General features: G+C 64.6%; 24 protein-coding genes. 9 read left to right on the forward strand and 15 right to left on the reverse strand.

From position 1 onward, the window contains the following. Positions 1-106 precede the first annotated feature (106 nt). From Q1J95_RS05035 to Q1J95_RS05045, 3 genes are read right to left on the reverse strand one after another with little or no spacing between them, the layout of a single operon-like run. Entirely contained in the window at positions 107-970 is an 864-nt protein-coding gene (locus tag Q1J95_RS05035) for an ABC transporter permease (protein WP_300266210.1), read from the reverse strand. After that, positions 967-1,905: an ABC transporter permease gene (locus Q1J95_RS05040; protein ID WP_300266212.1), complete on the reverse strand. Its 939-nt coding sequence runs from the start codon at positions 1,903-1,905 to the stop codon at positions 967-969. The genes Q1J95_RS05035 and Q1J95_RS05040 overlap by 4 nt, the downstream gene beginning before the upstream one ends. 14 nt (positions 1,906-1,919) lie before the next feature. Next, the gene (locus Q1J95_RS05045) at positions 1,920-3,437 is read right to left on the reverse strand and encodes an ABC transporter substrate-binding protein (protein ID WP_300266213.1); all 1,518 of its coding nucleotides are present in this window, start codon (positions 3,435-3,437) and stop codon (positions 1,920-1,922) included. Positions 3,438-3,556: 119 nt separating this feature from the next. On the opposite strand from Q1J95_RS05045, the gene Q1J95_RS05050 reads away from it, so the two are divergent. The 5 genes from Q1J95_RS05050 to Q1J95_RS05070 are packed head-to-tail and all read left to right on the forward strand — an operon-like array spanning position 3,557 to position 8,590. Beyond that, entirely contained in the window at positions 3,557-4,243 is a 687-nt protein-coding gene (locus Q1J95_RS05050) for a hypothetical protein (protein WP_300266214.1), read from the forward strand. Then, positions 4,240-5,532 carry a PLP-dependent transferase gene (locus tag Q1J95_RS05055; protein WP_300266215.1) on the forward strand — a complete coding sequence of 431 codons (1,293 nt, stop codon included), beginning with the start codon at positions 4,240-4,242 and terminating at the stop codon, positions 5,530-5,532. Before Q1J95_RS05050 ends, Q1J95_RS05055 begins: the two co-directional genes overlap by 4 nt. A gap of 13 nt (positions 5,533-5,545) precedes the next feature. Continuing rightward, the gene (locus tag Q1J95_RS05060) at positions 5,546-6,601 is read left to right on the forward strand and encodes an LLM class flavin-dependent oxidoreductase (RefSeq protein WP_300266216.1); all 1,056 of its coding nucleotides are present in this window, start codon (positions 5,546-5,548) and stop codon (positions 6,599-6,601) included. Positions 6,602-6,633: 32 nt separating this feature from the next. Next, positions 6,634-7,638 carry a Gfo/Idh/MocA family oxidoreductase gene (locus Q1J95_RS05065; protein ID WP_300266217.1) on the forward strand — a complete coding sequence of 335 codons (1,005 nt, stop codon included), beginning with the start codon at positions 6,634-6,636 and terminating at the stop codon, positions 7,636-7,638. Next, entirely contained in the window at positions 7,631-8,590 is a 960-nt protein-coding gene (locus tag Q1J95_RS05070) for an NYN domain-containing protein (RefSeq protein WP_300266218.1), read from the forward strand. The genes Q1J95_RS05065 and Q1J95_RS05070 overlap by 8 nt, the downstream gene beginning before the upstream one ends. A gap of 2 nt (positions 8,591-8,592) precedes the next feature. On the opposite strand, the gene Q1J95_RS05075 is transcribed toward Q1J95_RS05070, so the two are convergent. From Q1J95_RS05075 to Q1J95_RS05120, 10 genes are all read right to left on the reverse strand, one after another. Beyond that, positions 8,593-9,861: an MFS transporter gene (locus Q1J95_RS05075; RefSeq protein ID WP_300266219.1), complete on the reverse strand. Its 1,269-nt coding sequence runs from the start codon at positions 9,859-9,861 to the stop codon at positions 8,593-8,595. A gap of 8 nt (positions 9,862-9,869) precedes the next feature. After that, entirely contained in the window at positions 9,870-10,739 is an 870-nt protein-coding gene (locus Q1J95_RS05080) for a sugar phosphate isomerase/epimerase (protein WP_300266220.1), read from the reverse strand. Positions 10,740-10,777: 38 nt separating this feature from the next. Next, on the reverse strand, positions 10,778-11,650 hold the full coding sequence (locus Q1J95_RS05085) for a sugar phosphate isomerase/epimerase (RefSeq protein ID WP_300266221.1): 873 nt from the start codon (positions 11,648-11,650) through the stop codon (positions 10,778-10,780). A gap of 15 nt (positions 11,651-11,665) precedes the next feature. Beyond that, complete coding sequence (locus Q1J95_RS05090; protein WP_300266222.1) at positions 11,666-12,673, reverse strand: sugar phosphate isomerase/epimerase; 1,008 nt, start codon at positions 12,671-12,673, stop codon at positions 11,666-11,668. Continuing rightward, positions 12,670-13,629, reverse strand: coding sequence for a sugar phosphate isomerase/epimerase (locus tag Q1J95_RS05095; RefSeq protein WP_300266223.1), 960 nt, complete (start codon positions 13,627-13,629; stop codon positions 12,670-12,672). Before Q1J95_RS05095 ends, Q1J95_RS05090 begins: the two co-directional genes overlap by 4 nt. A 30-nt stretch (positions 13,630-13,659) precedes the next feature. Beyond that, a complete protein-coding gene (locus Q1J95_RS05100; RefSeq protein ID WP_300266224.1) occupies positions 13,660-14,487 on the reverse strand; it encodes a carbohydrate ABC transporter permease in 828 nt (275 codons plus the stop codon). Further along, positions 14,484-15,242: a carbohydrate ABC transporter permease gene (locus tag Q1J95_RS05105; protein ID WP_300266225.1), complete on the reverse strand. Its 759-nt coding sequence runs from the start codon at positions 15,240-15,242 to the stop codon at positions 14,484-14,486. Before Q1J95_RS05105 ends, Q1J95_RS05100 begins: the two co-directional genes overlap by 4 nt. Before the next feature lie 205 nt (positions 15,243-15,447). Further along, the gene (locus tag Q1J95_RS05110; RefSeq protein WP_300266227.1) at positions 15,448-16,767 is read right to left on the reverse strand and encodes an extracellular solute-binding protein; all 1,320 of its coding nucleotides are present in this window, start codon (positions 16,765-16,767) and stop codon (positions 15,448-15,450) included. A 37-nt stretch (positions 16,768-16,804) separates the two neighbouring features. Beyond that, complete coding sequence (locus Q1J95_RS05115) at positions 16,805-18,298, reverse strand: GMC oxidoreductase (RefSeq protein WP_300266228.1); 1,494 nt, start codon at positions 18,296-18,298, stop codon at positions 16,805-16,807. Beyond that, positions 18,295-19,434: a Gfo/Idh/MocA family oxidoreductase gene (locus Q1J95_RS05120; RefSeq protein WP_300266229.1), complete on the reverse strand. Its 1,140-nt coding sequence runs from the start codon at positions 19,432-19,434 to the stop codon at positions 18,295-18,297. The genes Q1J95_RS05115 and Q1J95_RS05120 overlap by 4 nt, the downstream gene beginning before the upstream one ends. Positions 19,435-19,549: 115 nt before the next feature. Here Q1J95_RS05120 and Q1J95_RS05125 point away from each other — a divergent pair, with 115 nt between their 5' ends. After that, a complete protein-coding gene (locus Q1J95_RS05125; RefSeq protein ID WP_300266231.1) occupies positions 19,550-20,866 on the forward strand; it encodes an ROK family transcriptional regulator in 1,317 nt (438 codons plus the stop codon). Here the strand turns inward: Q1J95_RS05125 and Q1J95_RS05130 are convergent. Next, entirely contained in the window at positions 20,779-21,807 is a 1,029-nt protein-coding gene (locus Q1J95_RS05130) for an ornithine cyclodeaminase (RefSeq protein WP_300266232.1), read from the reverse strand. The genes Q1J95_RS05125 and Q1J95_RS05130 overlap by 88 nt on opposite strands. A gap of 123 nt (positions 21,808-21,930) precedes the next feature. Between Q1J95_RS05130 and Q1J95_RS05135 the strand changes: the two genes are divergently transcribed. Genes Q1J95_RS05135 through Q1J95_RS05145 form a run of 3 tightly spaced genes read left to right on the forward strand, consistent with a single transcriptional unit; the run spans position 21,931 to position 23,967 of the window. Then, the gene (locus tag Q1J95_RS05135) at positions 21,931-22,362 is read left to right on the forward strand and encodes an Lrp/AsnC family transcriptional regulator (RefSeq protein ID WP_300266233.1); all 432 of its coding nucleotides are present in this window, start codon (positions 21,931-21,933) and stop codon (positions 22,360-22,362) included. 25 nt (positions 22,363-22,387) lie between these two features. Next, positions 22,388-23,008 carry a DUF4166 domain-containing protein gene (locus tag Q1J95_RS05140; protein WP_300266234.1) on the forward strand — a complete coding sequence of 207 codons (621 nt, stop codon included), beginning with the start codon at positions 22,388-22,390 and terminating at the stop codon, positions 23,006-23,008. Then, entirely contained in the window at positions 23,005-23,967 is a 963-nt protein-coding gene (locus Q1J95_RS05145; protein ID WP_300266235.1) for a DUF1731 domain-containing protein, read from the forward strand. Before Q1J95_RS05140 ends, Q1J95_RS05145 begins: the two co-directional genes overlap by 4 nt. Positions 23,968-23,983: 16 nt before the next feature. Here Q1J95_RS05145 and Q1J95_RS05150 read toward each other — a convergent pair whose 3' ends face one another. After that, on the reverse strand, positions 23,984-24,322 hold the full coding sequence (locus Q1J95_RS05150; protein ID WP_300266236.1) for a PLD nuclease N-terminal domain-containing protein: 339 nt from the start codon (positions 24,320-24,322) through the stop codon (positions 23,984-23,986). Positions 24,323-24,324: the final 2 nt, after the last annotated feature.

Raw genomic sequence — 24,324 nt, forward strand, 5'->3', positions numbered from 1 at the left:
GTCGGAGCCGGTTGCAGATGACGGAGCAATCCGGTGAGAAGCTCCGACATCTGCAACCTCGTCCGACAGGTGTGGCGGCTCCGCCACGATCGGCTGCGGTCGAGCATCAGACATGGGCCTTCTCCTTTCGGCGCGGCCGTGCGGCGAGCGCATCCGCGCCCAACACGTCGCGTGCGGCATCGGCGAGCAGGTTCAGCGCGGCCACGGTCACGACGATCGCCAGGGCGGGTCCGAGCGGCCCGAGCGGACGCTGGCTGAGGTAGCCGAGGTCGCTCGCGAGCATGCCGCCCCAGGTGGGATCAGGCGGTTGCACGCCGATGCCGAGAAACGTCAGCGATGCCACAGCCAGCAGTGCCCCGCCGATCGCCGACACCGAGGCGACGACGAGGTTGGGAGCCACCTGGCGCCACACGTGCCGCCGCAGCACCCACCAGGCCGAACCGCCCAGAAACAGTGCCGCCTCGACGTACTGCGAGTCACGCACCCGCAGGGTCGCCGCCCGGGCGACGCGGAAGAAGCTCGGCGCGATCAGGATGCCGATCGCCAGCGTGGCCTGCACGAGGCCGTTGCCGAGCAGCGCAGCGAAGACGATAGCGAACAGGATGAACGGCAGCGACAGCATGGCATCGACCACGCGCAGCGACAGCCACTCGCCGACCTTCGGAACGAAGGCGCTGAGGGCACCGGGAACGGCGCCGACGATCAGCCCGATGATGGCGGCGCCGAGCGCGCTCAGCAGTGAGGCCGGTGCGCCGGCGAGCAGCCGTGAGAGCACGTCCCTGCCCAGATAGTCGGTGCCGAGAAGATGCGCGAGCGTCGAGTCCTGCAGGGCGTTCGCGGTGTCCTGAGCGAGCGGGTCGTAGGGCGCGAGCGCCGGCCCCGCGATCGCGATGACGGCGACGATGGCGATCACCAGCAGTGCCGCTCGCACGGCCCCTCCCGCTGACCACAGCTTCGTCAGCGCGTTCATGCGGCGCTCCTTCCCGTGCCGGCGGTGCGGGCGATGATGAGGTTGATGATCGCGCCGATGATGACGACCATCACGATTGTGACCAGGAGCACTCCCTGCACCACCGGGATGTCTCCCTGCAGTGCGGCTCGGTTGGCCAGTTGCCCGAGCCCGGGCATCCCGAAGATGACCTCGGTGATCACCGCGCCGCCGATGAGGCGCGGTGCGTGTACCCCGAGCACAGACAGCGCGGGCGTCGACGCGATCGGCAGGGCATGGCGGAAGACGATGCGGCCCGGGGTGAGCCCGTGCACGCGAGCGCCGATGATGTAGTTCTCTTTCAGCGTCCCGACCAGCGAGGTGCGAAGCTGGCGGGCGATGTCGGCTCCGGCGTCCAGACTCAGTGCGAGCGAGGGCAGCACGAGGCACAGGAGCCAGCCGCTCAGACTCTGCTCAGGGGGTACGTACCCGGCAACCGGGAAGATCGGAATCGCATAGGCGAACAGCAGGATGAGCGCGATTGCGGCGACGAAGGCCGGGACAGTGGCCGAGATCGTGCTCAGCAGAGTCACGGCGCGATCGACGATGCCGCCCTGGCTGATGGCTGCCAGCACTCCGCCGGTGAATCCGAACAGCAGCGCGAGCACGATCGCACCGGCTGCGATCGACAGGCTCACGGGGAACGCCTGCGCCACACTGGCGGCGACGGGGATGTTCGTGAACCAGCTCGTGCCGAGGTCGCCCGTGACTGCGTGCGCGATCCAGTCGACGTAGCGCACCAGAAACGGCCGGTCGAGCCCGAACACGTGATTCATCCGATCGATATCGGCCTGCGTCGCGACTTCGCCCAGAGCGACGGCGGCGGGGTTGGAACCGCTCGCCGCGCCGAGTGCGAAGGTCGCGAAGGTGGCGAGGATGAAGACCGTGACCGCGGTGGCGAGCGTCGTCACTGTCACGAGGAGAATCCTCATCAGCCCTCGACCTTGACGTCTTCCCAGCGCTGCACGTCGAGCCAGTGCTGGATTCCGGTGACCTTCTCTGGGTGGATGAGGATGCGCGGCCAGCTGAACAGGAACGTGTTCGGCTGCTGCGCGACGCCGATCGCGACGGCGTCCTGCAGCCGCTGCGCGTACTCGGGGTGCTCGGTCGGTGTCGCACGCGCGGTATCGATCGCTGCGGTGAGCTCGTCAGGAGTCTGGCGGCCGAGGTTCATCAACCCTTCGGGCCCGTACAGCACCTCAAGTGCCTGCAGCGGCGACTGCCGGCCCGAGTAGCTGTCGAGCACGAGCGGGAAGGTGCGCTGCACATAGTTCTGCGCGATGGCCCCTTCGGCCTGCACGTTCAGCGTGACTCGGATGCCGGCCTCGGCCCACTGCGCCTGCAGCAGCTCGGCCAGGGCGGTGTCGGCCTCACCGAGGGTGAGGGTGATGTCGATGCCGTCGGGGTGCCCGGCCTCGGCGAGCAGATCCTTGGCGGCGTCGACGTCGTGCGGATACAGATCCTCGAGCTCATCGTTGTGTGCGACGTATCCCTCGGGGAACGGCTGCCAGTTCGAGGTGCCGTGGCCGAAGTAGGCGACGTCGATGAGGGCCTGCCGGTCAGTGGCGTGGCTGATGGCCCGCAGCACGCGCTGATCGTCGAACGGCTCGACGGTGCCGTTGACGTCGAGGGCGCGAACCGTGAGCGCCTTGATGACCTCGACGTCGAGCCCGGCGGTCTCGGCGGCCTGCGCCTGTGAGGCCGGCACGATCGAGACGTCCCACTGCCCCGAGGTGACGCCCGCGACGGCCGTGGCGTCATCGGCGACCGGCACGACCGAGAAGTCGTCGATGAAGATGTGATCGGCGTTCCAGTACTCGTCGTTCTTCGCGAGCTTCGCGTGCGCGTTCGGCACGTACTCGGTCAGCTCGAACGGACCGGCGCCTTCGGGCTGCGTTGCCAACGAGGCGACGTCATCGAAGGCTGCCGGATTCACGATGAACCCGGTCTTTCCCGCGAACAGGTAGGGCACCTGGTAATCGGCCTGATCCAGCTGCACGGTGACGGTGTGCTCGTCGACCACGTCAACACCGGTGACGATACGCAGCTGACCGGCGAGGGTGGAGTTCTCCTGATCGCGCCCGCGTTCGAGGTTCAGCTTCACGGCTTCGGCGGTCACGGCTGATCCGTCGCTGAAAGCAGCATCCTCACGAAGGTGGAAGGTGATGGCCGTGCCGTCGTCGTTGTACTCCCACGATTCGGCGAGCCCCGGCACCGGTTCCCCCTCGGTGTCCAGCTGCGTCAGCCCGTCGTAGACAAGGGCGAGAGCGTGCGTGTCCCACCCCGCGATCGAGGTGACCGGATCCCAGCTCGTGGGCAGGCGCCACCCCCAGGTGAGCGAGCTCGACTCGTCGGCATCACCCGTGGCCTGCGCGGAGGCGCAGCCGGTGACGGCGAGAGCGGCGATGGTGAGTGCAGCGAACGATGCGAGCCGTGGGCGTGAGGTCATGAATGCGAACGTAGGAGACCACAGCCGCGCGTTTCAGCGGTTGCGATGCGGGGCGACACACACCGCAACAGTTCGAAACATCGGTGTCGTATGGCCACCCCGCCGCACAATATGGACGCATGACTTCGACTTCTTCCCCCGCCGCCCTCTGGTCGGCCGCTCGCGTGCGCGGCACGCTGGCTGTCGTGACCGGACGCGGCGAGCGCGCAGCGGTGTACGAGCGATTCGGCAAGCGCATCAGCGCCGACGGGTACACCGTCGCGATCTTCGAGGCGGATGCCGATGCTGCGGCCGCGTGGCTGGCCGCAGTCGATGCGCCCCGCGTGCTCGTCGGCTCGGATTCGGGCGCCGCCTCGGTGCTGCGGGTGCTCGCGCAAGGCGCGAGTGCGGATGCCGCGATCATCGCCGGCACGCCCGTTGACGTCGATGGTTCGACCCAGCCGGCGGATGCCGAGCGCACCGCGTGCCCGCTGCACCTCGGGGTGCTGGGCACCGAGGCCGCGCGCACAGCTCCGGTCGCGGCAGAGCAGGTTCCGGCATCCGCTGACCTCGCGGCAGTCGCCGTTCCGGTGCTTGCCTTCCACGGCTCTGCCGACACGGTCTCACCGATCACGGAGGCGTCGTCGGTGCTCAGCGCTGTTCCAGATCTCGAGCTGATCGAGACGGTTGACGGCCTGCACGATGCGCTCAACGACCAGTCGCACCGCAGCGTCGCGGCATCGATCGTGCTGTGGCTTGAGCGCCTGCGCGGTGGCGATGTGCGCCAGCCGGTGCTGCGCCGTTCGGGCGAACGCGTCAGCGCATGACCGCGTTCTCGACCCGGCAGGTGCAGGCGGGGTTCGTCCCCGGCGCTGTGCAGAACAGCGCGGTTCCGCCGATCTATCAGACCGCGGCCTATGAGTTCGCCTCGCTGGCGGATGCCGCCGATATCTTCGCGCTGCGAAAGCCCGGCAATCTGTACAGTCGCAGCGCGAGCCCGACGCAGTTGCTGTTGGAGGAGCGGGTGGCCGCGCTCGAGGGCGGAGCGAGCGCCGTGGGCGTCGCCTCCGGTCAGGCGGCCGTCGCGGTGACGCTGCTCGCTCTCGTCGGTGCCGGCGGACACATCGTCTCGGCGAATCAGCTCTACGGCGGCACGGTCGACCTGTTCCAAGACACCTTCGCCGATTTCGGCATCACCGTCTCGTTCGTCGATCAGGATGATGCGGATGCGTGGCGCGCGGCCGTTCGCCCCGAGACGCGGGCGCTGTTCGCTGAGTCGGTGGCCAACCCCGTCGCGCAGGTTCTCGACATCGGCCTGGTCGCCGATATCGCGCACGATGCCGGTGTGCCTCTGGTGATCGACAACACCGTCGGCACGCCATATCTCATCCGGCCCGGCGAGCACGGCGCCGACTTCGTCGTGCACTCGGCGACGAAGTTCCTCTCCGGACACGGCACGTCGCTCGGCGGCGTCGTCGTCGATCAGGGAAGCTTCGACTTCGGCGCACAGCCCGATCGCTGGCCCCAGTTCACCGCGGTTTATCCGCGCCTGGGCGACGTGGTGCTGTGGGAGAGGTTCGGCATCGGTCAGGCCTTCGCTGCGCTCGTGAAGACGAAGTACGTGCATGACCTCGGCCCCTCGCTCTCGCCGTTCAATGCCTGGCAGATTCTGCAGGGCATCGAGACGCTCGACCTGCGCGTCGCGCGCCAGAGTGCGACCGCCCTCGCGGTCGCCGAGCATCTGGCGAAGCATCCGAAGGTCGCCGCTGTCCACCATCCCGGGCTCGACGGCAATCCCTGGCATGCGCTCGCCGAGCGCTACCTGCCGCTGGGCGTGCCGTCCGTGTTCTCGTTCGATCTCAATGGCGCCGAGGACCCTGACACGCAGGCCCGCGTCGGGAAGGTGATCGATGCGCTCGAGGTTGTCCGTCTGGTCGCCAACATCGGCGATGCCCGCAGCCTCGTCGCGCATCCGGCGTCGATGACGCACTCGCATCTGGATGCCGCTCAGCGAGCGGCCGCCGGCATCTCACTGAACACGATTCGCCTGAGCGCGGGGCTGGAAGACCCCGCCGACATCATCGCCGACCTCGATCGCGCACTCGCGCACGCCTGACGACTGGAGCATCATGGGCATCAATCTCGGATACTGGACCCCCGTCTACGGAGGGTTCCTGCGCAACGTCACCGACGAGGGACGTATGGCTGCCACCTGGGAGTACATTCGGGAGGTGTCGATGAAAGCCGACCGTCTCGGCTTTCACACCACCCTGGTTCCCGAGCTCTACCTCAACGATCGCAAGGGCATCGCGGCTCCGAGCCTGGAGGCCTGGTCGCTGTCGGCCGCGATTCTCGCCGTGACTGAGCAGCTGCGCGTCATGACGGCTGTGCGGCCCGGTTTTCACCTGCCGGCCGTGCTCGCGAAGACCGTGAGCACGCTCGACAGCATCGCGCCCGGACGCGTCGCGTTGAACGTCGTCGCGGCCTGGTGGGCTGAGGAGGCCCGGCAGTTCGGCGGCAACTTCCCCACGCACGACGCGAGGTACACCCAGGCGAAGGAGTTCGTCGACGTGCTGAACGGCCTCTGGGAGCAGACGCCGTTCAGTTTCGCGGGCGACCACTACGAGCTGGCCGAGACGATCGTCGAGCCCAAGCCCTCAGCGCACCCGGTGGTCTTCGCCGGTGGCGAGAGCGAAGCGGGGCGCGAGGCGATCGCCGACTTCGCTGACGCCTACGTCATGCACGGCGGCACGCTCGACGAGGTACGCAGCAACGTCACGGATATGAACGCGCGCTCCGAGCGACTGCACGGCCGCCCGATCGCCGAGTTCGGGATGCCGGCGTATGTGATCGTGCGCGACACCGAGGCCGAAGCACAGCGCGAGCTCGATCGCATCACGACCGTCGACCCGGACTCGCCCGGCTACGCCTCGTTCGAGGAGTTCCGCAAGAACTCGAAGCTCGCACTCGAGGTCACCAAGCGCGAGTATTCCGTCGGCACGCGCGGCCTGCGGCCGAATCTCATCGGCACCGCCGAGCAGGTCGCCGAGCGCATCAACGACTACGCCGACGCTGGCATCTCGCTGCTGCTGATCCAGGCATCGCCGCTGGATGAAGAGCTCGAGCGCATCGCCGAGCAGGTGTTGCCGCTGGTCTCCTCCCCCGCTCTCGTCGCCGCACGCTGACGCGGCCTGCCCTCGCCACTACGATTAGGGGCATGAAGAAACTTCAGTGGGGCATCCTGGCCACGGGCTATATCGCCGGTGCGTTCACCGCAGATCTGCAGACGGCCGGACTCGACGTCGTCGCCGTCGGCTCGCGGTCGAAGGAGGGCGCGACAGCATTCGCTGAGCGCTTCGGCATCCCGCACGTGCACGATTCCTATGAAGCGCTCGTCGCCGACCCCGACGTCGACATCGTCTACGTCTCGACGCCGCACCCCATGCACCATGCGAACACCCGCCTCGCCCTTGAGCACGGCAAGCACGTGCTGGTCGAGAAAGCGTTCACGCTGAACCGCGGCGAAGCAGAAGACCTGCAGCGCCTCGCGACCGAGCGCGGCCTGCTCGTGATGGAGGCGATGTGGACGCGGTATCTGCCGCACATGGTGAGGTTGCGTGAGCTGATCGAATCCGGCGCGCTCGGTGAGATTCGTGCGGTGAACGTAGACCACACTCAGCACCTCCCCGATGACCCAAAGCACCGACTCAATGACCTCGCTCTCGGAGGCGGCGCGCTGCTCGACCTCGCTATCTACCCGATCTCGTTCGTCTGGAACGTTCTCGGCGGGCCGACAACGATCACCGCGACGGCACGGCTTGGCGAGACTGGCGCAGACACCGAGGTCGCGACCGCGATGACTCACGCTAGCGGTGCGATTTCGACGACGCTCTCGTCATCACGCGCAGCTGGCCCAAACACCGCTGTCGTGCTCGGGACTCATGCACGAGTCGAGATTGAACGTTTCTGGTGGGCGCCGAGCACGCTGCGCCTCATCGATTCAGAGGGCGCGGTGCTGGAGCAGTTCGACGGGCGGATGGGCCCTGACGCTGGTCGCGGCATGCAGTATCAGGCCCTCGCCGCCGAACGGCTGCTGAACGCCGGCACGTTCGACAGCGACATCCTTCCGCTCAGCGAGAGCGTGGCGATCATGGGCACGCTCGATGAGATTCGCGCCCAGATCGGCGTGCGCTACCCCTCAGAGGAAGCACGCCATGCCTGAGACGCAGGATCCGCGCGTCGCGGTCTATCTCGACTTCGACAACATCGTCATCAGCTGGTACGACCGGGTCCATGGCCGTAATGCCTATGGCAAAGACCGCCAGCGCATCGCCGAGAACCCGAACGATCCCGAGGTGGCTGAGAGGCTCACGGCGGCGCTGATCGAGGTCGGTGCGATCATCGACTATGCTGCGTCTTTCGGCACGCTGGTGCTGACGCGTGCGTACGCGGACTGGTCGTCGCCCGTGAATGCTGAGTATCAGTCGCAGCTCGTAGCACGCGCGGTCGATCTGGTGCAGTTGTTTCCCGCCGCTGCCTACGCCAAGAACGGCGCCGACATTCGCCTGGCGGTGGATGCTGTCGAAGACATGTTCCGCCTCCCCGACCTCACGCACGTCGTGATCGTCGGCGGCGACAGCGACTATGTGCCGCTCGCCCAGCGCTGCCGGCGTCTCGGTCGCTACGTGATCGGCGTCGGCGTCGCCGGGTCGACAGCGAAATCTCTGGCCGCAGCCTGCGATGAGTTCGAGTCGTACGATTCGCTTCCGGGGGTCGTGCGTCCGGTGCCCAAGAAAGCGGCACCCGCGGTTTCTGCGAAGACGTCAGCGACGGATGCCTCGGCTGAGGCTCCGGTGAAGACGGCAGCCGCACCGAAGTCGCGCGCGAAGAAGGCATCCAAGGCGGCCGAGGTCGCCGCTGAGCAGCCGACCACCGAGCAGGAGGAAGGAACCCTCCTGTTGGAGCGCGCCCTGCGTCTAGGGCATGACAAGGCCGGCGCCGACGAATGGCTGCACAGCTCTGCCGTCAAGACGCACATGCGACGCATGGACCCCTCCTTCAGCGAGAAGGCGCTAGGATACCGCTCATTCTCCGAGTTCCTGAAGTCACGTGATGAGATCGCAGAACTCGAAGAGACCGGGCATGAGCGGCTGGTGCGACTGCGCGAGAACTGAGCTCAGTCGTTCGCTGACAACGGCTCCGAAGTTTCGGGCAGGGCTCGCAAAGCCCGCCAGCACAACCCCACAACCACGCCGGTGACGACGCCCACGACGCCGTAGGCGAGCCGCGGATCTGTGAAGTCTGCGAGCGCACCGACGGCAAGTCCCGTCACGACAGTGGAGCCGGGAAGCGCCATCGCCCAGATCCCCATCACCCTGCCTCGAATTCTCTTCGGGGCTGTGAGCATGACGAAGGCGTTCGCCCGAGCGATGAACCACATCACAACAGCGCCGACCGATCCCAGTGCCACGAACAACAGCGGCAGGGTCGGAGCGGCAGCGGCCAGCAGCACGGTCGCAGCCATCGCGAGGGCCAGCATCCGCACCTCAGAACTGCGCGGTGTCGTCGGTCCGGTCGCCGAAGCGAGAGCGCCGGGCAGCGCACCGAGCCCGAACGCGACGGCAAGGGCACCATACGTGCCGCCGTCTGCGTGGAACACGTCGGCGACAATGAGCGGCACGACCACGGCGATGTTATAGCTAGCCGCAGCGCACACCGCGAGCACAAGTGTTGCGCGCACCGGCGCGGTCGTCGCCACGAAGCGCCAAGGGCGACGCTCGCCCGTAGCGATGTCACCCGACGCTATCTCCGGGCGTCTCTGCGGCACAGCCTGCGTCTGCCGCATCGGCTGTAGCCGCACAAGCACGATGATCGAAGGCAGGAACACCGCAGCGCCAAGGACAAAGCACCACGCCGCCTCCGTCGCTACGAGCAGGAAGCCGGCCAGCGCCGGGCCGAGCACGCGTGAGCCGTTGATGATGACCTCGTTCATGCTCACGGCGCTGGTGAGGCGTTCGCGGCCGACGATGTCCATCACGAGCAGCTGTCGTGCCGGATTATCTGCTGCGAAGGCGACGCCGTGTACGACAGCGAACACGATCAGCATCCATAGCTGTAGCACCCCAGAAAAGGCGAGCGCGGACAGACTCCCCAGAAGCAGTGATTGCACCGTAGCTGTGATCAGTAGCACGACGCGACGCGCGTAGCGGTCAACCAATGCTCCGATGAACGGCCCCAACAGCAGCGTGGGCAGCATCATGCCACCGGTCACCGCCCCGAGCGCGATTCCGTTTCCCCCGAGCTGCACCACCTGCCACGCGATTGCAATCTGGGCGGCCGCATTTCCTGTGCCCGACAACAACTGCACCAGGCTCCACCGACGATAGTCACGCACGCGCAAGGCCGCGAAGGAGCGGCCCAGCGCCGCACCATAGAAGCGGGCCATCTGACCGATCAGCTCAGCATGGCAGACAGCTGTGCGTACGAGCGGCGCATCGCGGCCTCAGGGTCAAGAGCCAGATCGTTCTCCGCGAGGATGGGCCCGTTGAATCCAGCGGTTTCAAGCATCTCGAAGACGCCGGCGAAATCGACATCGCCATCACCGGCGTCTCGGAAAGTCAGGTAACGCGCCTTTTCGTCGTTTGCTGCCGCTGCACGATCTGCCGCTTCCTTGTCGACATCCTTCGCGTGGACATACGTGATCAGCTCTGCGTAATCACGAGCGAGCTCGACAGGATCGGAACCGCCAGCCAGAACGTGCCCCGTGTCCAGACACATCCCCACCGCGGCCGGATCAGCCGCCTCATAGAAGGCGTCGATCTCGTCTCGCGTCTCCAGCGGGCAGAGAATGTGCGGGTGCACAGCAAGTCGAACGCCGTGCTCAAGCGTGCGTCTTCCGGCCTCTGTCAGCAGCGCGCCGAGCTGTCGTGACCATCTCAACTCGTCCGAGGAGCGCTGCATCCCCACCGTCACAGGAAGATGCTCGATACCGAGGGTCGACGCGATACGGGCCAGACCCTCTAATGCGTGCCATTCGATCTCTCGAGACTCCTCGTCGAAGAGATCGGCTGCGGCGAAGATAGACGACAACGCGACCCCGTGCTTGCGGCTCAACTCGACGACGGTGCCGAGCCTGTTGAAGAACTCGAGGTCGGTTCGCGGTTCGCCGCCCAGCAGCCCTGGTTTCACATATGAAGGCACCTCGACGTAGTCGTAGCCGAGTTCGGCGGCGAGTGCGAAGCCGCGATCGAGCCCCTCGAAATCGTCTTTCGACCAATCACCGCCCTCGAAGGCGAAGATGCAGTATCCGAATTCACGTGTCACGTCGTGTCCTCGATTCTTCAGCTGATATGCTCAACGGCTCAGTTTTCGAAGCTGATGCGGTCGTAATGTCCGAAAGCCTCCCGGCTTCGTCTCACCGACTCGAGATCTGTGAACGTGGTGTGGTCTTGTTCGAGCAACATGCAACGGAAGTTCGGAAGTACATCCAGCGCATCGATGATGCTCTGAATCGGCAGCTTCCCGGTTCCGATCTCGGTGAAGGCACGAGGATTCTTCACACGTTCGAAAAGGGCCATATCGATGTTCGCATCCGGGCGGACGATCTCGTCGAAAAGGTTCAGCGATTCACCCGCTGACTCGGAGAAATCTTTCTGATGCGTCAGAATCACTCGGTCGCTATATCGACGCATCCAGTCGATCGGGTCCTGCCCCGCGCGATACATCCAATAAGTATCCATCTCGATCTTCACGAGTTCCGGATCGGTGTTCTCAAGAATCAACTCGTACACGATGGCATCGCCGAAACGTTGAAACTCCTGGAAATGGTTGTGGTAATAGAAGACCATTCCGCGCTCCGCGCACAGCTCGCCGACGCGGGTGAAGATGTCGGCGCGTCGTTTGACATAGTCGACGTCACCATAGGGGTAGAACTCGATGTCGCACCCAATCCCGGGATTGCCGATCTCCGCGTGAAAATCGAGCACGGGACCCAGCGTCTCAGGATGAAGCGGATTCACGTGCGAGCCGATGAGGGAGAGCCCGTTCTCATCCAGTGCGCTGCGCAGACGATCCGCGGTAATACCGAATCCGATTCCGGGATCGGATTCCGCATCGTGGTTCGCGCCCTCGACACGGGTGAAACCTAGTTCAGCCAATCGTGCCAGCGTTGCCTCGGGGTCGGCCGCGAGCGCACGGCGCACCGAGTAGAGCTGTACTCCAATATCAATCGTCATGTTCTGGGTCTACCGTCACTGATTGCTGAAAGCCGCGTCGAAGGATGCCTCCGGCTTCGGCCACAACAGCGAGCGAACATATTTCACGGCCTCAGCCGCACCGTGCAGGCGGTCCATCCCGGCGTCCTCCCACTCGATTGAGATCGGCCCGCTGTAACCGATGGCGTCGAGTGCGCGGAAGGCATCTTCCCACGGCACGTCGCCGTGCCCTGTCGAAACGAAGTCCCAACCCCGCCTCGGGTCGCCCCACGGAAGGTGCGATCCGAGGATGCCTGCCCTACCGTTGTGCGGTCGCAACCGGGTGTCTTTGCAATCGACATGGTAGATCCGGTCGCGGAATTCCCAGATGAATCCGATCGTATCGATGTTCTGCCACATCATGTGCGAGGGGTCCCAGTTGAATCCGAAGGCGTCTCGGTGGTCGATTGCCTCCAACGCGCGCACGCTCGTCCAGTAGTCGTAAGCGATCTCGTTCGGATGCACCTCATGCGCAAAACGAACACCCTCGGCATCGAAGACATCCAGAATCGGGTTCCATCGGGTCGCGAAATCCTCGTAACCCGCGTCGATCACTGACGCAGGAACCGGAGGGAACATCGCTACGTAAGGCCAGATCGACGATCCCGTGAACCCGACGACGGTGTCGACGTCGAGTTTGCGAGCCACACGCGCTGCACGCTTCATGTCTTCGGCGGCGCGCTGGCGAACGCCCTCCGCGTCCCCGTCGCCCCAGACGTAGTCCCGCACGATCGCCCGGTGACGGAAGTCGATCGGCGCATCACACACGGCCTGACCGGCGAGGTGGTTCGAGATCGCATAGACCTTCAGGCCATGGCGGTCGAGGATCTCACGCCGCGAAGCGAGGTAGGCGTCATCCTCATCGGCACGTTTGAGATCGAGATGATCTCCGGATGCGGCGATCTCGAGTCCGTCGTACCCCCACGATGCCGCGAGTCGTGCCACCTCCTCGAATGGCAGATCCGCCCACTGGCCGGTGAACAGAGTTACCGGATGCGGACTCATGACTGCCCCTCCGGATAGTTTTCAGCAACCCATGCCCAGCTTGTCTTGGCGCTTTCATACGGATCCTGGCTCGGCTTGTCGACCTCGACCAGGATGGTGCCGTCGAATCCTTCAGGCAACTCCGCGAGTGCCTCGCGGAGCGGAAGTTGACCCTGCCCCGGCTCGAGGAAGAAGCGCTGACGGAAGTGCGAGTAGTACGGCACCCGGCTTTGCCGGGTCTGCTCTGCAATAGCGACGTCGATATCTTTAATGTGCAGATCGGAGATGCGATCTGCGTGTGCGCTCACCCATGCCACGATGTCCGTTCCCGTCCAGGCGAGGTGGCCGAGGTCGGGCCCGGCCGTCATCAAGGAGCTGGGGATCGCATTGAGCACGTAGTCGTACTCCTGCTCTGTCTCGATCCAGGTGCCAACGTGGTTGTGCAACGCCGCCGTCACTCCTTCGGCTTTGAGCACCTCAGCGGTTCTGCCGACCGCGTTCGCTACGCGGTCGAGCCGCGCGGCATCCGCATCCAGCCCGATGGCAGCCGCTTCTTCGATGCGCGGGCGTCCCCGGCTCATGTCCGGCGAAATGAACACGCGATCAAGCCCCATGAACAGGGTCTCCTCTGCACGTCTGCGGATGTCGTCATACCAGCGGAACTCCTGCTCGCTACCAGGTTCGAGCTCGGTGCCGAAATCTTCTGGGAGCGCCACCTGGGCGTATCCGGGTGTCACAGAGAGCCCCGCTGCATCGACGCGACGGCGGTATGCCTGCAGCGTCTGCGTTCGAAGCACCTCCATCATCACGCGATCGAATCCGGCGTTCTTGACCCCAGCGAGAACGGATTCCTGACGATCGAGGAAGGAAGGACGATCGAACTCCCAGCCGATCTCGCCATGGGCTTCGTGGTCCTCTGGAATCTCCACGACGATCCACTGGAGCGTGTTGAGAGAGAAGTGTTCGCGAGTAAGCATCTGTGCCTTCTTTCGGTTTGTCGGTGGGTGTCATTTCAGGCCGGTGGCCGCGACGCCCTGGATGAAGTACTTCTGCAAGAACAAGAACAGGATCAGGATCGGAAGCAGCACGACGACGGCACCGGCCAGAAGCAGGCCGAATGAAATCGTGTTCGACGCCTGCGACGCGACCGAGAGCCCGACTGGTGCGGTGTAGGTCGCCTGCGACTGTGCGACGACAAGCGGCCAGAGGAAGTTGTTCCACGAAGTAAGGAACGACAGGATAGCAACGGTGGCGAGCCCGGGGCCGGTCAGCGGAAGGAAAACCCGGAAGAAGATCCTGCCCTCCCCCGCACCGTCCAGCCGGGCAGCTTCCAACAGGTCGAAGGGAACGCCGTGCGCGAACTGGCGCATGATGAACACGCACAGCGGAAGAATCAAAACTGGAAGGATGATCGCGACGAGCGAATTCACCAGTCCCAGTTGCACAACGATGACGAACTGTGGGACGAACAGTGCTACGTACGGCACGATCATCGAGGCGATCACGAGCGGGAAGATCACACCTCGTCCGCGGAACCGGAGCTTCGCCAGCGCGTAGCCGCCCATCGCGCTGAAGAGCACGTTGCCGACGATCGCCACGCCGGAGACGATGATGCTGTTCATCATGTAAGCGCCGAATCCGCGTTCAGCGAAGAGCTGAATGTAGTTCTCTACTTGGAAGCTCTCGGGGAACCAAGCACCGGGGTTGCTGAGGAACTCGGCCTGTGTCTTGAACGAGCCGAAGAAGACCCAGACGAAGGGCAACAGCATGATGGCGGTGATGACGATCAACGCCGTGTAATTCAACGCCTCACGCGTCGGAGTGAGTGTCTTCAATGTTTCGGCCTCAGCAATCTGAACTGGACGATGGCGACGATTCCGACGAGTAGCAGAAGCAGCACCGACCCGACCATCGAGGCCGACACGTTGCCGAATCCGAACTGCTCATAGACCCACAGCGCCATCGACTTGGTCGAGTTGAGCGGACCGCCCTTCGTGAGCAGATACGGTTCCTCGAAGATGTTCAGGAACATCACGGTCATCAGCACCGTCACCAAGAGTGTCGTTGGGCGCAGCAACGGCAACGTGATCGACCAGATCCGGCGCCAGGCACCTGCCCCGTCCGTGGCTGCCGCCTCGTAGATCTCCTCCGGAATAGCCTGCAGACCGGCAAGGAAGAGGATCATGCACGTGCCCGTCGTTCGCCACACACCGAGGAGGACGACGGTGGTCACGGCCCATTCCGGCTCGCCCAACCAGTTCGGCGCAGGAATGCCCAGATCTGTCAATGTGGTGTTCACGGGCCCGGTTATGGAGAACGCGTACTGCCAGATCACCGCCACCGCGACGATATTCGTGATCACAGGCACATAGACAGCCGCACGGAAGAACGTCTTCAGGCGCCGGATGCCCTTGTTCAACAGTAAGGCCAGGGCGAATCCCAACCCCATACTCAGCGGAACACACAGCACGACAAACAGCAGGGTGTTCAGAAACGCCTGCTGGAATGCTGAGTTACCCAGGATCTTCACGAATCCCTCGAAGCCGGTGAAGTTCACATTCAGCGGATCGCGGATATCACGCGCGGTCATGTCTGTCATGCTCGCCGTGACCGCCAGCACCGCAGGAACTGCCGTGAAGACGAGAAAGAGCAGCAAGAACGGCAGGAGGAATAGCCAGGCGGTACGCGCCTCAGCACGAGTCCCGCCATGGGCCCGGCCCGCACCGCGGGGACGCCGAGAAGGCACCCCCGCGGTGACCATGACACGAGTCGAGGTCGTGGAGGACATGGTCGACTCAGCCGCCCATCCCGATCGACTCCGCCTGCGCCTGCGCCTCGTCGAGCGCGTCCTGAGCGGAGAGATCTCCGCGAACAACCTTCTCCATCTGCTGCCCGATGGTCTCCCCGACCTGCGTCCACGTCGGCACCTTCGGCAGCGATACACCGGTCTCAAGGCCGGACTTGACCGCTTCCAGCAACTGGTCATCGGCCAGCGAGGGGTCGTCCCAGGCCGACTTGACGGCTGGCATGTTGTGGAAGATCTCGTACCACTCGACCTGGATCTCCGGCTGCGACATGAAGCGTGCGAACTTCCACGCAGCATCCTTGTTTCCCGAATCGGAAGGCACGAACCAACTGCCGCCGCCCACGCGCGTCGCAGCCTGGCCGTCGGGGCCCGTCGGCTGTGGTGCGATTGTGAGATTGTCGTCGGCCCAGCCCTCACCGTTGGCATCATCGAACCAGCCGACGAACCAGGGGCCCGCTGCCGGAGCCGCGGCGCTCTTGCCGGCCGTCATCCAGGTGGTGACGTCGAGGAATGCCGGCCCATCCGGTGACGACAGGCCCTCGTCGAAGAGACTCGCCCAGTAGTCGAGAGCCTCCACGTTCTCTGGACGATTGATCGTCCACTCGCTCTGATCGTCTGAGATGAAGCCGCCGCCGTTCTGCGCGGAGAAAACCAGCAGCTGCTGGGCGGTGTACGCGGTGAAACCCGTCGTCACCTCGAGCACAAGCGGGAACTCCACACCGGAGTCTTTGATCTTCTGGGCAAACTCGCGCTGACTCTCCCAATCGGTCGGAGTCTCAGCACCTGCGGATTCTGCGAGATCGGTGCGGTAAAGCATCACCGTGGCGTATGCATACCACGGCACCCCGTAGGCGACATCGTCGTAGACCGAGTTGTCCCAGATGACCTCAAAGAAGTCATCCTCATTGACGAGACCCTCGGGGACGGGGTCGAGCCCACCCGTCGCGATCAATGACGCCTGGTCCTCGGTGAACGTGTACACCAGGTCCGGGACCGTGCCAGCCGTGATCGCTGCAGTCATCTTCGAAGCGAACTCCGCTTCGGGAACCTGCGTCATCGTGATGTCGACGTCAGGATTTTCCTCCTCGAACTTCTCGAACATCTGCGGCAGCTCTGCGCCGTCTGCTCCCTGCGTCCAGATCTCAAGGTCTCCGGTGGCCGGTTCATTGTCGATTGTGACCGAGTCCGCGGGATCGGATCCTCCTGGTTCATCCGACCGACCGCAGCCAGTCAGTTTCAGAGCGCTGGTGGCAATCAGCGCTGTGCCGAGCAGCATTGCCCGGCGTCGCGAGGAAGAGTAAGTGAGCATCGCGATCATCTCCTTGGTGGGTTATGGGTACTACAGGTCAGAGTTGGGCTGCGACCGCGCGAGCGATTCGCACCGAGAGCGTGACGCCGGCAAGCGTCGCGTTGCAGGTCAAGGCAGTGGGGATCACACCGTTGCCGGCGAGGAAGAGGTTCTCGAATCCCCAGACACGGCCATCGGTATCGACGACACTCATGCCGTCGTCGTTCACACCCATGCGCACGGTTCCCGTGTAATGAAGGGAGGCGCCCGGAGGCTGAATGGTGCGCTCATCGTCAGGGAAGTCGCCGATGGCTCTGGCGGCCGCGCGTTGCACTTCGCGGGTGCGCTCGATCTCGGCGAGGTCGTCATCCGAGTAAGAGAAATGCACAGTCATATGCGGCATCCCCAGCTCATCGACGGCGTCGTCGGAGAATACAACACGATTTTGGGGGCGAATCTCCGTCGCGCAGTACCATCCGACACTGAGTTTGTGTCGCCCCTCGAACTCACGCTGCATGAGTTGTCCGTGCGCCGGACGAGCAGCGCCGATAGAAGGGCTCCAGAATGAGCCGATGAAGGGTTCCCCCCTCGGCGGCACAGGAATGTCTGCTTTCGTCAGCCCGAATCGCGTCTCATCGATCTCGACTTCACCGTCGACAGTGGCGTGTTCGTTGAGCCTGACCCCGAGGGCCGCGGGACGGATGCCGGATGCCCACAACAGCTGCGGTGTACGCAGTGCATCAGCCGCGATAAGAACGACTCTTCCCTCCCAGCGACTCTCTTCACCGCTGACGAGGTCGCGAGTGGCGAGCCCCGTCACCCGTCGGCCGTCATGTTCGAGCCGGGTCACAAGCAACCCAGAGCGCAACCAGACATTCCTTGCGCTCCCGTCGAAGACGAAGGGCGCAATGTCTCGCGGGCCGGTGCGCCCGAACGGCTTTCCCTGGCGAGCGACGCCGCCCATAGGCATGTAATCCGCTTGCCGCGTCGGGTCCGGGCTGGGCACTGCATCTCGTAGCGCAGCCAGCAATGGCTCGGTGAACGCGTTTTCCATATCGAGCACGAGGGGGCCAACCGAGGTGCGAAGAAGGCGTCGTGCTGTCTCCTGATCTGCGTCCCATTCTTCGCGAGGCAAGAAATCCGGGATCTCTTCGGCATAGGGCCAGGGTGTTGCTGCTGTCCAGTGCACACCCATCCCACCGATGTTCCAGGCGATCGAAGCCCCGGGGAATTCCGCGAAGTTGTGCCCGAGGAACGCAGCCGGGAAGATACCGGTGTCGTCTGGGGTCCACCCATCATCGTCAAGGGCGGTCATGGAAGCCGCACCTTTGACATACTCGATCTGCCGGGCTCGGCGCATGAGATCGTCATAGGAAGCGGTCAGAGCGCTCTCGTCTGCCTCGACCAGGTGAGCGCCGGCGACGTCGGTGACCTCACGCCCAGCCTCGATCACGAGGACGGATGCCTCAGGAACCTGAGCATGCACCTGCTGAGCGATGGCCGCGCCGTTCGGCCCAGTGCCCACGATCACCAGATCGAAGTTCTCGGTCATAGCCGTTCCTTCTCGGATCCGTGTGAAGTCGGGAGGACGGCGACGTCGATCCAACGCTCCTCCCGTGCGGCGAGAAGGACGGCCTCAGTCAGTTGCACAGCCCGCACTCCGTCCGCGAACGTCGGCAGGCCCTCGCGGATCTCGCCAGCAATAGCGGCGTACGCGTCCGCAACAAATCCGTTGAAGGCGTCCTGATATCCCTGAGCATGGCCAGCGGGAACCCGCGAGAATCGTGCCACCCCTGCCGAGGCGGTTTGCGGGTCACGAAAAAGGTGTCGGCTGGCGACCCGGTCACCGATCCAGAGCTCTTCCGGCCGCTCTTGATCGAACCGGATGCTGGCCTCGGCACCATGCAACTCAAGCGTGAGGGCGTTCTTTCGGCCAGCCGCCATCTGCGAGATGAGAAGTGTCCCGATCGCCCCTGATGCCATCTCGACGATAATCGCCACCGCGTCTTCGTTTGAGACAGCATGCCCGCCTCGTTCCTCGTACACCCGACGAGTTCGAGCCGTGAGGCGGACGATGCGCTCGGCCGCGACGAACTCCAATAGGTCACAAAGGTGTGAGCCGATGTCAGCGAACGCGCGCGACGGGCCGCCGTCAGCAGAAGTCGCACGCCAGTCGTCGTCGCCAGGAAGCAGCATCCAATCCTGCAGGTAGCCGCAGTCAAGTGTGAGGAGCGAGCCGATCTCTCCACTCGCGACGCGCGCACGAGCCTCGCGCACCATCGGGTGATACCGGTAGACAAAGGGCACAGCAGCCACGACGTCGGCTGCACGCGCGGCAGATGCCAACTCTTGCGCCTGCTCGAGAGACGTCGCCAAGGGCTTCTCGCAGATGACGTGCTTTCCTGCCGCAATCACACGCTTCGTGAGAGAAAAGTGCGTGGCGTTCGGCGTGCACACGTGCACAATGTCGCTGTCACCCGCGAGAAGATCGTCGATGTCGTCAGCCGCGTGGGCAATACCGAGTTCACGCGCGGCCTCTCCGGCACGATCAGGCCGGGAGCTGGCGAGCGCCTCCATCGTTGCCCCTGCCGCACGCGCGGCGCGACTGTGTACTCGGGCCATGAAGCCCCCGCCGAGAAAGCCGGATCGGATCGTTCCGACCGCGGCGTCAGTGACGTCCGTTGTCATGCTCCTGATTCTGACACAGGTCACCCCACTTTTGAAAGTTATTCGTCAAAAGTTTTTCTTTTGGCGGTGTAAAGGATGATTCTGTCGATGAAAGACCGTGTGGTTTACTTACCCTATGAGCGACATCGACCGACTCTCCGGTGGCTCGTCACCGGGAGCCGGCGACATCCTCCAGCTTCTCCTTGACGGTCACGCACGCACGAAAGCAGACCTCGTACATCTGACGGGACTGGCCCGCTCCACCGTGTCTGCTCGGGTAGACGCCTTGCTGGCTTCCGGTCTCGTCATCCCGGCCGGAGAAGGTGCCTCTACAGGGGGTAGACCGCCGTCGCGCCTGGCCTTTAACCCACGTGCCGGAGCGGTCCTCGCTGCTGACCTCGGCGCGTCACACGCAACCGTCGCCGTTGCCGATCTGAGTGGCCGTATTCTCGCCGTTGCCACAGAAGAGATCGATATCGCCGCTGGACCTCACGCTGTCCTCGACTTGGCGATCGCCAAGGGACGACGACTCCTCGAGAGCACAGAGGTCTCTGACCTGCGCCTCGTAGGTGTCGGCGTCGGCCTCCCGGGCCCGGTCGAGCATTCCACCGGGCGCCCGTACAATCCACCCATCATGCCGGGGTGGGACCGCTTTGACGTGCCTGACTACGTACAAGGCACTTTCAACGTGCCGGTTCTCGTCGACAACGACGTCAACATTCTCGCCCTCGGAGAACACGCGACCAGCTTCCCCGACACAGCCGATCTCGTCTTCGTCAAGGTTGCCACGGGCATCGGCGCTGGCGTCATCGCCGGCGGACAGCTCCAGCGTGGCGCCCAGGGCTCAGCTGGTGACATGGGACACGTACGTGTGCCGTACTCTCCGGACTCCTCTCACGAACCCGGAGAAGAACGAGACCTCGAGGCCTTGGCGAGCGGATCCGCAATCGCACGGGTGCTGCGAGAACACGGCCTGGACGCCCAGAACAGTTCAGACGTCGTCGCCTTAGTAAGGGGGGGAAACCTCACGGCGATCGAGGCAACCCGACAGGCGGGCCGTGACGTCGGAGAGGTTCTCGCCACGGTGGTGAACCTCCTCAACCCGTCCATCATCGTCCTAGGCGGCAGCATCGCCCGCGCCGGCGAACACCTACTCGCTGGCGTCCGCGAAGTCGTCTACCGCCGTTCGATCCCGCTCGCAACGCAGCATCTGGCGATCGTGCAGACCCAGGCCGGCGAGCGAGCAGGCGTTCTGGGAGCGGCCATCATGGTGGCACGTCACGTGCTCGCCCCCGCGAACGTCGATTCCTTTATCAGCACGGCATCCGCGACCGCACGCCAAGGCGGCGGGCGTGAGCCGGCACCTCACCCCACCGGTGAGAAGGAACCGACCATTCCGAAGAGGTCCTTGGGGTCATCGGGCGCAGCCACGAGGTCGATCTCGCTCTCGTAGTTCGTACCGGCGACGTCGTCTCGCAGGTAGCGCAGCGCGGAGAAGTCCTCGATGGCGAAGCCCACCGAGTCGAACAGCGTGATGTCGTCGGCGCTCGTGCGCCCGGCTTTACGCCCGAGCAGCACCTCCCACAGCTCGGTGACCGGAAAGTCCTCGCCCTGGTGCTGGATCTCGCCCTCGATCAGCGTCTGCGGGGTGTACTCGACGAACACCTTCGAACGATCGAGAATCGCCGGGTCCAACTCGGTCTTTCCGGGGCAATCGCCGCCGATGGCGTTCAGATGCATCCCCGCGGTCACATCAGCATCGTGCAGCACCGTCGCAAGCTGCTTGTCGGCCGTGCATGTGGTGACGATGTCGGCTCCGCGAACGGCTTCGCTCACATCCGCTGCGACCTCGATGCTGAAGCCGAGCGGTTTGAGATTGCGCACGAACTTGGCGATGGCATCCGGGTCGACGTCATAGACGCGCAGCGTCTGGATGCCGAGCGCCTGACGGAAGGCGAGCGCCTGGAACTCGGCCTGGCTTCCGGTTCCGATCATCGCCATGACCTTCGAGTCGGGGCGGGCGAGCACACGCGCCACAAGGGCCGATGTCGCCGCAGTGCGAAGCGCCGTGAGCAGCGTCATCTCGGCGAGGAAGGTCGGGTAGCCGTTGTGCACATCGGCCAGCACGCCGAAAGCGGTGACGGTCTGATAGCCACGCAGCGGATTGGACGGATGTCCGTTGACGTACTTGAACGCGTAGGTCTCGTGGTCGCTCGTCGGCATCAGCTCGATGACGCCGAAGGGCGTGTGGCTGGCCACCCGGGCGCTCTTGTCGAAGCTCTCCCACCGGCGGAAGTCGGCGTCGATGTATTCGATCATCCCCGCGATGCACCGCTCGGGACCATTGTCTGAGATCCAGCGAGCCATGTTGTGTACATCGACCAAGCGGGTCATCGTGTTCCTTTCGACAGTTTCCTCTCACGCTATGGGCTGTCGATATGCAAACTCAATGCGCACCATGCCGAACAACTAACAAGAAACTGATGAATCTGCATAGTTCAGCTTTACACTATGCATATGCACCAGCTCGATGACCTCGACCGCCGCCTGCTGGCCGCCCTTCGACAGGACGGGCGCGCATCCAGCGCGGCGCTGGCGCGGATGCTCGATGTCTCGCGCGCGACCGTCTCAGCCCGCATCGAACGGCTGCAGGGCACTGGCACCATCGTCGGCTTCACGGTGCGTGTGCGCGACGAATCCGACCCGCTGACGATTCAGGCGGTCGCGCTGATCGAGGTCGAAGGACGCACGACAGATACCGTCATCCGTCGTCTTCGCGGCATCCCCGAGATCATCGCCCTGCACACGACCAACGGCGGCTGGGACCTCGTCGCGCAGCTGCGTACCGCATCGCTGGGCGACTTCGACCGGCTGCTCGGGCTGATCCGGTCGATCGAAGGGGTACAGAACTCGCAGACGAGCCTGCTGCTGTCGAGCGTGCTTCGCTGACTCGGGCAGTGGTTAGGCTCGATCTGTGAGTGCTGTATCGCGATCTGGCTGGGCCGAAGCTCTCGGCGCGCGCCTTGATGACCTGCATCCGCGTCTGCGCGCATATTTTTCGCCCCTGCCCGCAGGCCACATCGGCGTCGGCGAGGGCACCTTCAGCAGAGTCGGCACTCCGCGGCGTTGGCTCTGGCCGCTGCTTCGCCCGCTCCACGATCGCAGCGTCGTGTACGCGGGCTGGCAACTCAGCGTGCCGTTTCGCATCACGAACCGTTTCGTCGACGCTCGCACGGTCAGCGAACGCACCTTCCTGCTGCCAGAAGAGCCCTGGACGATGCGCGACGCCGTATTCGTCAACCCACACGGGCGCCTCGTCGACGAGCTCGGTGACGCCGGCCCCGTCGCCGCCAGTTTCGAGATCACGGTCACCGACGGCGCCCTGCACCTGACCAGCCACGCCATCGGACTGCGCTGGCGAAGATTTCGCTTTCGGATGCCGCGGCCGCTCTCACCCGTCGTGAAGCTGACCGAGAGCTTCGACGACATCTCGGAGCGCCAGCGCGTATCGGTCACGATCGATGTCCCTCTGCTCGGGCGCATCTACGAATACGCCGGTGACTTCCGCTACCGCATCGAGAAGGAGCGCGGATGAATCGCGGACGCGTGGTGATCGGCGGATCCTCGGGTTTCATGGGGCGGCACCTGCAGCGGAAGTACCGTGACGCCGGCCGCGAGGTCATCACGATCTCACGCTCGGGCGCGGACCTGCGCTGGGGAGATCAGCCGGGCATCGACGCCGCGATCGACGGAGCTTCTCTCGTGATCGGACTCGCCGGCAAGAGCGTGAACTGTCGGTACACGCCGGCCAATCGTGCGGAGATCTTCCGTTCGCGCCTGGATACCACCGCATCCCTCAGCGCCGCCATCGCGGCAGCGAAGCATCCGCCAGCGCTCTGGGTCAATTCGTCAACGGCGACCATCTACCGCCATGCGATGGACAGACCGATGACCGAGTCGACGGGCGAGATCGGCTCAGGATTCTCCGTCGACGTCGCGACAGCCTGGGAGCGAGCGCTGTTCGCTGACGAGCTGACACATACGCGCCGCGTCGCGTTGCGCAGCACGATCGTGCTCGGCGACGGCGGCGTGCTCGGAACCCTGAAGACCCTTGCGCGCATCGGCCTCGGCGGTGCGCAGCATGACGGCTGGTGGCCGGTCTCGACGGCGCGTCGAGAGGCGGGAACCGCGCACTTCCCCGGCGCGAAGCGCGGGACGCAGAAGTTCAGCTGGGTGCATCTCGACGACATCGATCGCACCATCGACTTCGTCGAAGAGCACCCGCACCTGGAGGGATCCGTCAACGCCGCGGCGCCGTACCCGGTCGATAACAACGTCTTCATGGCGACCGTGCGCCGTGTGCTCGGCGTGCGCTTCGGCCCGCCGATGCCGCGATGGATGCTCGAGCTCGGCGCCATCGGCATCCGCACCGAGACCGAGCTGATCCTCAAGAGCAGGTGGGTGCTGCCCGAGAAGCTGACCGCCGCCGGGTTCGAGTTTCGCCACCCGACGCTGGAATCCGCAGTGCGCGCGTCGCTTCGCCCCGGTTCCTGAGCCTGTCGAAGGGCCCCTACTCGGTCTCTGAGCTTGTCGCCGAGCCGCGATTCTGCTTGCGCTTGGCGATCTCCTGCCGCAGCCGCCACTCCTCGATCTCGCGGTCGAGGTCGGCGATCTGCTCTTCCGTGCTGCGTGTATCGGTCGACGCCGTCCACGTCTGCGGGGGCGCCTGGGGCGTCGCACGGGGTGTGCGCCGAGGCATCCGAGGAAGGGAGACTCCGCCATCACCGTATTCGCGACCGATGCCGAACCACAGCAGGCTGCCGATGAACGGGAGCAGGATGACGAGGATGAGCCAGACCATCTTCGGCAGGTATTTCACCGCCGAATCGTCGCGCATAATGATGTCCATGA

Source organism: Microbacterium sp. (assembly GCF_029263575.1).
GTDB lineage: Bacteria > Actinomycetota > Actinomycetes > Actinomycetales > Microbacteriaceae > Microbacterium.

What these genes read in the sequence shown, in the direction of transcription:
- Q1J95_RS05035 (WP_300266210.1), bottom strand. Translation starts at nt 970, where the DNA reads ATGAACGCGCTGACGAAGCTGTGGTCAGCGGGAGGGGCCGTGCGAGCG.
- Q1J95_RS05045 (WP_300266213.1), bottom strand. Translation starts at nt 3,437, where the DNA reads ATGACCTCACGCCCACGGCTCGCATCGTTCGCTGCACTCACCATCGCC.
- Q1J95_RS05050 (WP_300266214.1), top strand. Translation starts at nt 3,557, where the DNA reads ATGACTTCGACTTCTTCCCCCGCCGCCCTCTGGTCGGCCGCTCGCGTG.
- Q1J95_RS05055 (WP_300266215.1), top strand. Translation starts at nt 4,240, where the DNA reads ATGACCGCGTTCTCGACCCGGCAGGTGCAGGCGGGGTTCGTCCCCGGC.
- Q1J95_RS05060 (WP_300266216.1), top strand. Translation starts at nt 5,546, where the DNA reads ATGGGCATCAATCTCGGATACTGGACCCCCGTCTACGGAGGGTTCCTG.
- Q1J95_RS05065 (WP_300266217.1), top strand. Translation starts at nt 6,634, where the DNA reads ATGAAGAAACTTCAGTGGGGCATCCTGGCCACGGGCTATATCGCCGGT.
- Q1J95_RS05070 (WP_300266218.1), top strand. Translation starts at nt 7,631, where the DNA reads ATGCCTGAGACGCAGGATCCGCGCGTCGCGGTCTATCTCGACTTCGAC.
- Q1J95_RS05075 (WP_300266219.1), bottom strand. Translation starts at nt 9,861, where the DNA reads ATGGCCCGCTTCTATGGTGCGGCGCTGGGCCGCTCCTTCGCGGCCTTG.
- Q1J95_RS05085 (WP_300266221.1), bottom strand. Translation starts at nt 11,650, where the DNA reads ATGACGATTGATATTGGAGTACAGCTCTACTCGGTGCGCCGTGCGCTC.
- Q1J95_RS05090 (WP_300266222.1), bottom strand. Translation starts at nt 12,673, where the DNA reads ATGAGTCCGCATCCGGTAACTCTGTTCACCGGCCAGTGGGCGGATCTG.
- Q1J95_RS05095 (WP_300266223.1), bottom strand. Translation starts at nt 13,629, where the DNA reads ATGCTTACTCGCGAACACTTCTCTCTCAACACGCTCCAGTGGATCGTC.
- Q1J95_RS05105 (WP_300266225.1), bottom strand. Translation starts at nt 15,242, where the DNA reads ATGACCGCGCGTGATATCCGCGATCCGCTGAATGTGAACTTCACCGGC.
- Q1J95_RS05110 (WP_300266227.1), bottom strand. Translation starts at nt 16,767, where the DNA reads ATGCTCACTTACTCTTCCTCGCGACGCCGGGCAATGCTGCTCGGCACA.
- Q1J95_RS05115 (WP_300266228.1), bottom strand. Translation starts at nt 18,298, where the DNA reads ATGACCGAGAACTTCGATCTGGTGATCGTGGGCACTGGGCCGAACGGC.
- Q1J95_RS05120 (WP_300266229.1), bottom strand. Translation starts at nt 19,434, where the DNA reads ATGACAACGGACGTCACTGACGCCGCGGTCGGAACGATCCGATCCGGC.
- Q1J95_RS05125 (WP_300266231.1), top strand. Translation starts at nt 19,550, where the DNA reads ATGAGCGACATCGACCGACTCTCCGGTGGCTCGTCACCGGGAGCCGGC.
- Q1J95_RS05130 (WP_300266232.1), bottom strand. Translation starts at nt 21,807, where the DNA reads ATGACCCGCTTGGTCGATGTACACAACATGGCTCGCTGGATCTCAGAC.
- Q1J95_RS05135 (WP_300266233.1), top strand. Translation starts at nt 21,931, where the DNA reads ATGCACCAGCTCGATGACCTCGACCGCCGCCTGCTGGCCGCCCTTCGA.
- Q1J95_RS05145 (WP_300266235.1), top strand. Translation starts at nt 23,005, where the DNA reads ATGAATCGCGGACGCGTGGTGATCGGCGGATCCTCGGGTTTCATGGGG.
- Q1J95_RS05150 (WP_300266236.1), bottom strand. Translation starts at nt 24,322, where the DNA reads ATGGACATCATTATGCGCGACGATTCGGCGGTGAAATACCTGCCGAAG.